Raw genomic sequence first — 8,601 nt, 5'->3', positions numbered from 1 at the left:
TCTAAAGCAGCGCTTAAAAGTATCGACATTCATAGGGACTTCTGAAAATGCAGTGATGATCCAGATCTGGACTTCACTCATTGGCATATTACTGTTAAAATACTTACAAAAAAAGGCCAAATATGACTGGAACCTGTCCAATCTGGTCGCATTCATCAGAATGAATATCTTCGTGAAAATAAACATCTGGCAATGGATAGATGATCCCTTTCTCAGGCCGCCTATAAAAGGAAAAAAGGGACAGCTAAAGATCTTCGCAGATTGAAAAATAGGGGTCAATATCGAAATGATGAAAAAAGCTATGCTTGTACCACAGAAATCCAATCCTAAAATTTATTTAGGACACATATGTTCCAATATAATATAAATTGCTCGTATAAGTACCTCAATGAACGAATTATCGCATTTTATTTGAAGTTTGTAGCATCTCTCCATATTTATGGGGGATTAGTTAGGTACCACCTCATTACTTTGGTATGATCAAATTCGTACTGTAAGCAGGTTGAGTCCACAGTGATTCCACTTTTTAACTGTGCATTCACTGTGGATCCATATTACTTACATAGTAGGAGCATAGGGGTGTTGAACCTAATTTGTCCATACGCTATTATAGGTAGTAACCGAGGTCTATTTTGCATTATTGATCCGGAACATTGTTGTGTCCCTTATTTGACAGGGCATAAATAATTGGGTTTGACTGTGCTCGCTCTATGTTTGAATGAAATGATCTGTTTGTTATACTGATTCAAACGTTTTCGTAAATAAATCATATCATTTAATTCATTTCGCTTATATTAATTAATATATTGTTTGACTAAGTCAATTGAATCAATAGCCAATAAGTAAATAAAGTCCTATCCGGCTTGAAAGTTACACGTAGCACCGTCTACAGGTTTTCAATTTAGGAGGTCTCGATTTTGTTCTGATTGACGAACCAATGATGAATAAATAAACCGGGTTGATAGACCCAAGATTAAATTTTACAATGAAAAGAAATGCACTATTTAAATCTGTTTTAATGGCAGCTATGGTCAGCAATGCTGTCTTGTCGTATGCTCAGGCAGATAAAAGTAATGAGAAAGGTTGGACAAACCTTTTTGATGGAAAAACGCTGAATGGCTGGAAATCCGTCGGAGGAAAAGCTCCCTATTCTATTGAAGGTGATGCTATTGTCGGCAGAATGACAAAAGGTACGCCCAATTCTTTTTTGATCACTGAAAAAGAGTATGGTGATTTCATATTGGAACTGGATGTTAAACTTGAAGGCAACGAAACAAACTCAGGTATTCAGACACGGAGCCATCTTGATCCAAAGGCTAATGATGGGCGCGGACGCGTATATGGAAGGCAAGTTGAAATAGACCCCTCTTCACGTGCATGGACGGGTGGAATATATGACGAGGCGCGTCGTGGATGGATTTATCCACTTGATTTAAATGAAAATGCAAAAAAAGCCTATAAAGCAGAGGAATTCAATCATATTCGAATTGAAGCCATTGGTGATGAACTGCGCACTTGGATCAATGATATTCCTGTTGCTTATGTCGTTGATACGATCGATAGGTCTGGTTTTATCGGCTTGCAGGTGCATGGTATTCCACCTAAACTGGACGGAAAGAAAGTGTACTTTAAGAATATTAAAATAAAAACAACCGACCTCAAATCAAAAGGTTTTCCAAAAGATCTTTATATCGTGAACTTGAAGCCAAATGACTTGGCTGATGCTGAAAAGAAGAAGGGGGTTAAGCTTTTGTTTGACGGTAAAACCAATAAGGGCTGGCGGAGTATACATGGCGATAAATTTCCGGAACGTGGCTGGGAAGTTAAGGATGGACAAATGACTGTTCTGAAATCCGACGGCGGGGAGTCAACCAATGGTGGTGACATCGTCACAAAAGATAAATACGCCGTGTTTGATCTTTCATTTGAATTTAAGCTTAGTCCGGGAGCGAATAGCGGTGTTAAGTATTTTGTGACTTTAAAAGAAAAATCAAAAGGATCAGCTATTGGTTTGGAATATCAAGTACTGGATGATGCTTTACACCCTGATGCGAAGTTGGGACGAGACGGAAATCGTACATTGGCATCGCTTTACGATCTCATCACATCCAATCGTGACGAGCGTGCGCGCAGACCCATCGGTGAGTGGAATAGAGGTAGAGTTGTGGTCACAGCAGATAACAAAGTAGAACATTATTTAAATGGAATCAAGATGTTGTCTTATGAGCGGGGCTCCAAAGCGTTTAAAGATTTGGTTCAGATCAGCAAATATAAAGATTGGGAAAATTTTGGTGAAGCGAAGGAAGGTTTTATTCTTCTCCAAGACCATGGCGATCGGGTTTCATTTCGTAGCATAAAAATCAATACACCCAATTAAGCTTATCTCTTATGAATCATTATTTATCGCGCAGAAGCTTTGTTAAACAGTCTGTTATCGCTGCAGGAGCGGTTATGCTATCCAATAGTGTATTGGGAAATGTCAGTTTGGCCAAACCAAATGAGCGTGTCAACTTAGCTTGTGTAGGCTTAGGAAATAGGGCCGCAGAAATCATTAAAGAGCTGTATAAAACAGGACTCTGTAATATTGTCGCGCTATGTGATGTAGATCTTGGCGCGAAACATACACAGGAAATTTTGGGCTTGTTTCCTGATGCACCTAAGTTTAAGGATTTTAGAGTGATGTTTGACAAAATGGGAAATCAGATCGATGCTGTAAGTGTCGGAACTCCCGATTTCTCACACTTTGCCATAACAATGCTTGCACTGGACTTGGGTAAACATGTTTACGTGGAAAAACCAATGGCGAGAACATTCCTTGAAGTTGAACTGATGGCAAATAAAGCCCGGAAAAACCCTAAACTTGCTACCCAAATGGGAAATCAAGGGCACTCCGAAGCAAATTACTTTCAGTTTAAAGCCTGGAAAGATGCCGGTATTATTAAGGATGTGACGCGCATCGATGCCCACATGAATATGCCGCGTAGATGGCATGGCTGGGATGTGAATATGAAGGGTTTTCCTGCCGCTGAAATGGTGCCCGAAACATTAGATTGGGATCTTTGGCAAATGCAGACCATAGGCCATAATTATAATAAGGATTTTGTGAATGGTCAATGGCGCTGTTGGTATGATTTTGGAATGGGGGCATTGGGTGATTGGGGTGCACATATATTGGATACAGCGCATGAATTTTTAGATTTGGGGCTTCCTACAGAAGTGTCCGCTGTGAAGCTCGATGGGTATAATTCCTATTTTTTCCCCATGTCTTCGACCTTGAAATTTCATTTCCCAAAAAGGAAAAAGATGCCAGCAGTAGATATCAATTGGTATGATGGACTGGATAATTTGCCTCCTATACCGGAAGGCTACGGTGTATCCGGACTGGATCCCAATATTCCTGCACCAAGTACAGGGAAATTGGAACCCGCCAAACTAAATCCTGGGAAAATTATCTATAGCAAGGATTTGATATTTAAAGGTGGCTCTCATGCTAGCACCTTGCAGATTATTCCAGCAACGAAAGCCAAGGAAATGGAGTCTCGGTTACCGGAAGTACCACAATCACCGTCAAATCACTTTGCCAATTTCTTAAAAGGTTGTAAAGGTGAAGAAAAGACCCGCTCGGCTTTTGAAATTGCAGGTCCTCTGAGCCAAGTATTTTGTTTGGGTGTAATTGCACAACGCTTAAACAGTAAGTTGATCTTGAATACACAGACAAAAGAAGTGACTAATGATAAGTTTGCCAATGCACTCTTAGCTGGACCTCCACCTGCGAGAGGCTGGGAGCAGTATTATAAGATGTAATGGACCAGTAACTGGGCATAGAAAGTAAAGGGCAATGTGAACATTGCCCTTTTTGTTTTTGAAATGAAAAGTCTTTCCTGAAATATACGATTTGCTTGCTCTTTATATAAAAGAACTGGAAAGGAGGAAAAAGCATGATAATCCCAAGCAAATTGAGACAAATCAGCGCTATTTTGATCAGTCCTAGTAGAGCGTAATTCTCCTCCCTTAGGTATATTTGTGATGCAGCAATTCAATTTTTAAACCTTAACGTCATGTATAAAGTATCCCTGCTCTTTATAGGCATTGTAGCATTGGTCCTTAATGCCAATGGTCAAAGTTCATCAACCCAATCTTTTCAGGCAACCCATCGGTATCTTAAAATTCCAATTAAAAATGGTGCTCCCAAACGTCATGTTGAGGTATGGCTGGGAAATGATAAAGTAAGGTGGTTTGATGCCGAACTGGCTGATAGTACCTATGATTGGATAGCCTATCTTGATATAGGGAAGTGGAAGGGACAGCAGCTTAAGGTGGTGGCAAATACATCAGACAAAGAAATTCCTTTGTTTAATCCTATTGCACAGAGTGATACCGATGATACCGATAAGGTCTATGCTGAAGATCGGAGGGGACAATTTCATTTTTCGGCCAAGAGAGGTTGGTTGAATGATCCGAATGGTCTGGTCTTTTTTAATGGACAATATCACTTATTTTTTCAACATAATCCCTATGGAACCAATTGGGGCAATATGCATTGGGGGCATGCCGTGTCCTCCGATCTGTTACATTGGAAGGAATTGGGAGAGGCTTTATATCCAGACGAATCTGGCGTGATGTTTAGCGGTGGAGCTGTAGTGGATAGTAACAATACCGCTGGTTTTGGAAAAAATGGAGTAACAAGCCCTATGATCCTGTTTTATACGGCTGCGGAAAAATCATGGGGGCAGGGTTTGGCATATAGTCTGGACGGTCAGAAATTTGAGAAAATGCCAAACCATATTTTGGATAAAATAACAGCAGGAAACCGAGATCCGAAGGTAATTTGGCATGGCCCCTCGAAGCAATGGGTTCTTGTACTTTATGTTGAAGAGGACCAGGAACAACACACGATGCAGATTTTTACCTCAAAGGATTTGAAAATGTGGACATTTGCGAGCAAAATAAAAGGCGGGCGGGGTAATGACCGTTATTTATTTGAGTGTCCCGAATTCTTTGAATTAGCGGTAGACGGTAACCCGAACAATAAAAAATGGGTTTTGACGGGGGCTAATAGCCAATATGCGATCGGAGAGTTTGATGGAAAATCTTTTCATCCTGAGATCGAGCGCCTGTTTAGTCAATATGGTCGTGATTATTATGCCGCGCAAACTTTTAGCAATGAACCGAAGGAGCGACGCATTGAAATCGGCTGGTGGCGCACACATACAAATCAAGGGAACTCCGCTTTTAATCAATCCATGAGTGTGCCGATGGAACTCAAATTGAAAAGTACGGAAAAGGGTATTCGCCTTTTTCGGGAGCCGGTGACAGAATTGCAAAAATTAAGAAAAGAAAAACTCAGCATCAGCCGAAAGAAAATTAGTTCGAACGATTCAAGTTTGTTTCAGCAGTTCAACGCTGAAATTGCTGAATTGGATTTGGTCATCGATCCACAACAAGCCAAAAATATTCAGATCAATGTGAGGGGCTTGGCAATTAATTATAACGTTTCGACCGAAGAGCTCCTTGTTGATAATGTAAGGGCTCAGGTACCGCTGCGAAATAAAAAACTCGCATTGAAGTTGCTTGTCGATCGGACAGGACTCGAGCTTTTCGCACAAAATGGCGAAGTTTATATGCCTATAAATTATAATTTTGATCGGAATAATTTAACTTATCAGCTGGTAGCTTTTAATGGTGAAGCCGTATTGGAATCTGCTGACCTCTATACCCTTGACGGTATATGGATTAAATAACACTTTTATGATATAGCAATAATGGAGAGACTGTTTTTGTCAATTCGGTAGGATGATAAAAATAGTGCTGGAAGATTATATTTTTTTGGTCATTTAAAAAAAAGGTTTTCAAACGGGGAGAATGAAAACCTTAAATAACCAATTATAAACCTAAATTATGATGATACAAAGGTAAGTGTATTTCCTACACTATGCAAATTTATTTTAAAAAATAATTTAATATTCTTTAAACAAGCTATAGGAAGTACCTATTTTTATAAGAGTAAACTGTCTTTTTTTACGAAAACGGACTGCTCTCTGCATTTTTTTTGCACGCTTTGGCTTCGGGGATTTTAATTCGTGGACTTTAAAAAGCATCAGTTGTAGAAAGTTCGCTATTTTAGAAGCATGGAAAATTTAGAAGTATGGATGCGTGGACCTATTGAAGGGATTCCCGCTCTTCTCCAACCTGTTGCTCATGCACTCTTGCAAGTTGATGAGGATGTTTTAAAGTATACTAAGCAGCTGTCCTCAGCGCATCTCTGGACAAAACCGGGGGGCAATGCCAGTATAGGTTTTCACCTGCAACATATTTGTGGGGTGATCGATCGCATGTTTACTTATGCCGAAAATAAATCCTTGTCGGATGAGCAATTTGACGACCTCTATAAGGAAGGTATAGAAAATAGCGATGTGAGCGTAACAGCGCTTGTAGAAAACTTACATCGACAGATTCAGCAATCCGTGCAAAAACTAGCGATAATTGATCCGGAAACCTTGACGGAAGTGCGTTTTTTGGGTAGAAAACGGATCCCTACGACCTTGATTGGTTTGTTGTTCCACGCTGCTGAGCATGCACAGCGCCATGTTGGCCAATTACTGGTAACGGCACGATGTATCAATTAAAAACAAACTATATTTTTGTCCGCTAGACGTTATGATTTTTGAACTTGTTGTAACTTTTCTCCCCATTTCCCAAGTTCTTGAATAATTGGTTTGAGTTCATAACCCAGCGCAGTCAGCTCATAGAGTACACGTGCCGGTACCTCTGCATATACAGTACGTTTTATAATGTTATCCTCTTCCAGCTTTCGCAATTGTAGGGTGAGCATACGTTCAGTGATACCAGGTAAACATTTTTTGATTTCAGAATAACGTAGCGCGCCATTGATGAGATAACAACAAATGGCTAGCGCCCATTGACCGCCAATCACATTAGCGGCAAAGACTTCGGGGCAATTACGCTCAAGTTGCTTTTTATTTGAAAAGTTAGTGGAACTCGTCTTGATTTTAGTCATACGCACATTTTTTATAGTACCTAACATTGGGTTACTGATAGGGCAAAATAAGAATTATGTCGCTACTTTTAAATCACAGTCATGTCGTTTATTAAAATTGCCGCAATGAATTGGCTAGACCTGCTGACTTGTGCATATATACATAAATAAAAATATGAAAACATTAATAGTCGTTATTCACCCTAATTTTGCCACCTCCCTCGTGAATAAAAGTTGGGTTGAGGCATTGGAAAACCAATCCGATCGTTATGATATCCATCAGTTGCACCAAGTCTATGTGGATGGTAAAATTGATGTCGTGGCAGAACAGCAGATGATGGAGAAATATGATAAAATTGTATTTCAATTCCCCTTTTATTGGTTTAACTGTCCGCCTTTTTTTAAGCAGTGGTTGGATGAGGTGCTTACCTACGGGTGGGCTTACGGTAAAAAAAGCGGGTATAAACTGGAAGGAAAGAAAATCGCATTGGCGATTTCGGTTGGGATAGACGAGCAGGAGTATGGGGTTAAGGGTAAGTATAAATATAGCATGGAGCAATTAACAAGTCCTTTTGAAATTACTTTTGACTATGTTAAAGCGAATTATCAAAAGCCTTTCGTCTTTTACGGAATAGAAAAAGAGTCATCCAAAGAATGGATAGCGCAAAGTGTTTCGCAGTATCTCAGTTTTTTGGAGCAGTTTTAGTCCATAAATATGAAGGCAAAATTATCGTTATTGGCGAATCCTTCAAAAAGATGTTTACCTAGAAAGCATCCTGAAAAGGATGCTTTCTTTTTTTGTTCTAGCGTGTTGTATAACCACCATTGGCAAATATTGTCTGCCCCGTTATCCACCAGCCATCGGTGACCAAAAACTCCACCAAGGGGGCAATGTCTTTTATGTCTGTTAGTCCGCCCAATGCTGATGCAGATTTATGGTAGGCAACAGCATCCTCGCTTTCCTGCCCGTAGAAAAAAGGCGTATCCATTGGCCCCGGGGCCACAGCTGTGACCGAGATTCCTCGTTCACCAAATTCTTTAGATGCAGCTCTCGTAAAATGCTCTACTGGAGCCTTCAGTCCTTCATAAGTAGAGTATAATCCTGTATAGGCTGCCAATAATGAGGTTACAATAGTACAGATTTTGCCATTTGCATTCAGTTTTTTACCCGCTTCCCGAATAAAAAAATAGGCAACTTTTGAATTGATATCGCTCATGCTGTCATATTCTTCGACTGTGGTATCCACAATTGGCTTTTTCAAGACTTTACCAACGGTATTTATTGCAATATCTACACCACCAAACTGCTCAATAGCAACATCAAAAAGTTTCGTGATATGTTCAATTTTGGTCAGGTCAGCTTGGACTAATATTGCTTCTGCACCTGCGGATTTTACCGCTTCCAGTGTTTGGTCAGCGTCTGCTTTGGTGTTCTCACTGTTGTAATGGATTACCAGTTTTGCCCCTTTAGCTGCAAAATCCCGACTTAATAATCCACCAAGATTTTTTGCACCTCCAGCAATGAGGACAACTTTTCCTTTTACATCATTTCTTGCCATAATAATTTAAATTTTGATTATAGCAAATTTCACAAATGTTAAGGG

7 protein-coding genes and 1 pseudogene are annotated in these 8,601 nt (G+C 39.9%); 6 read left to right on the top strand and 2 right to left on the bottom strand.

Translation table 11 applies throughout. The features are described 5' to 3' along the window. The 5 genes and pseudogenes from IQ31_RS27385 to IQ31_RS19875 form a co-directional block, all read left to right on the top strand. Positions 1–265 (top strand): annotated as a pseudogene (locus IQ31_RS27385) (hypothetical protein); the annotation flags it as partial. Positions 266–985: 720 nt separating this feature from the next. Further along, positions 986–2,377: a 3-keto-disaccharide hydrolase gene (locus IQ31_RS19890; protein ID WP_088160924.1), complete on the top strand. Its 1,392-nt coding sequence runs from the start codon at positions 986–988 to the stop codon at positions 2,375–2,377. Between the two features lie 11 nt (positions 2,378–2,388). Further along, a complete protein-coding gene (locus IQ31_RS19885) occupies positions 2,389–3,804 on the top strand; it encodes a Gfo/Idh/MocA family protein (RefSeq protein ID WP_088160925.1) in 1,416 nt (471 codons plus the stop codon). Between the two features lie 254 nt (positions 3,805–4,058). Beyond that, positions 4,059–5,741, top strand: a complete 1,683-nt coding sequence (locus IQ31_RS19880; RefSeq protein WP_088160926.1) for a glycoside hydrolase family 32 protein — start codon at positions 4,059–4,061, stop codon at positions 5,739–5,741. A gap of 387 nt (positions 5,742–6,128) precedes the next feature. Next, the gene (locus IQ31_RS19875; RefSeq protein ID WP_145329517.1) at positions 6,129–6,626 is read left to right on the top strand and encodes a DinB family protein; all 498 of its coding nucleotides are present in this window, start codon (positions 6,129–6,131) and stop codon (positions 6,624–6,626) included. 29 nt (positions 6,627–6,655) lie between these two features. Here the strand turns inward: IQ31_RS19875 and IQ31_RS19870 are convergent, their stop codons facing one another. Then, positions 6,656–7,018 (bottom strand): winged helix-turn-helix transcriptional regulator, encoded by a 363-nt coding sequence (locus IQ31_RS19870; RefSeq protein ID WP_075994710.1) that lies wholly within the window; start codon positions 7,016–7,018, stop codon positions 6,656–6,658. 154 nt (positions 7,019–7,172) lie between these two features. Between IQ31_RS19870 and IQ31_RS19865 the strand changes: the two genes are divergently transcribed. Next, positions 7,173–7,703, top strand: coding sequence for an NAD(P)H-dependent oxidoreductase (locus IQ31_RS19865; RefSeq protein WP_088160928.1), 531 nt, complete (start codon positions 7,173–7,175; stop codon positions 7,701–7,703). Between the two features lie 97 nt (positions 7,704–7,800). Here IQ31_RS19865 and IQ31_RS19860 read toward each other — a convergent pair whose 3' ends face one another. Next, positions 7,801–8,556: an SDR family oxidoreductase gene (locus IQ31_RS19860; RefSeq protein ID WP_075991849.1), complete on the bottom strand. Its 756-nt coding sequence runs from the start codon at positions 8,554–8,556 to the stop codon at positions 7,801–7,803. Positions 8,557–8,601: the final 45 nt, after the last annotated feature.

Origin of the sequence: Sphingobacterium siyangense (genome assembly GCF_007830445.1) — a bacterium.
GTDB lineage: Bacteria > Bacteroidota > Bacteroidia > Sphingobacteriales > Sphingobacteriaceae > Sphingobacterium > Sphingobacterium siyangense.
Note: the sequence above shows the minus strand (reverse complement) of the source record. Positions and strands in the feature narration are given on the sequence as shown.

Excerpts from the sequence above, each read along its gene's own strand:
- IQ31_RS19880 (WP_088160926.1), top strand. The coding sequence starts at position 4,059 with ATGTATAAAGTATCCCTGCTCTTTATAGGCATTGTAGCATTGGTCCTT.
- IQ31_RS19875 (WP_145329517.1), top strand. The coding sequence starts at position 6,129 with ATGGAAAATTTAGAAGTATGGATGCGTGGACCTATTGAAGGGATTCCC.
- IQ31_RS19890 (WP_088160924.1), top strand. The coding sequence starts at position 986 with ATGAAAAGAAATGCACTATTTAAATCTGTTTTAATGGCAGCTATGGTC.
- IQ31_RS19865 (WP_088160928.1), top strand. The coding sequence starts at position 7,173 with ATGAAAACATTAATAGTCGTTATTCACCCTAATTTTGCCACCTCCCTC.
- IQ31_RS19885 (WP_088160925.1), top strand. The coding sequence starts at position 2,389 with ATGAATCATTATTTATCGCGCAGAAGCTTTGTTAAACAGTCTGTTATC.
- IQ31_RS19870 (WP_075994710.1), bottom strand. The coding sequence starts at position 7,018 with ATGACTAAAATCAAGACGAGTTCCACTAACTTTTCAAATAAAAAGCAA.
- IQ31_RS19860 (WP_075991849.1), bottom strand. The coding sequence starts at position 8,556 with ATGGCAAGAAATGATGTAAAAGGAAAAGTTGTCCTCATTGCTGGAGGT.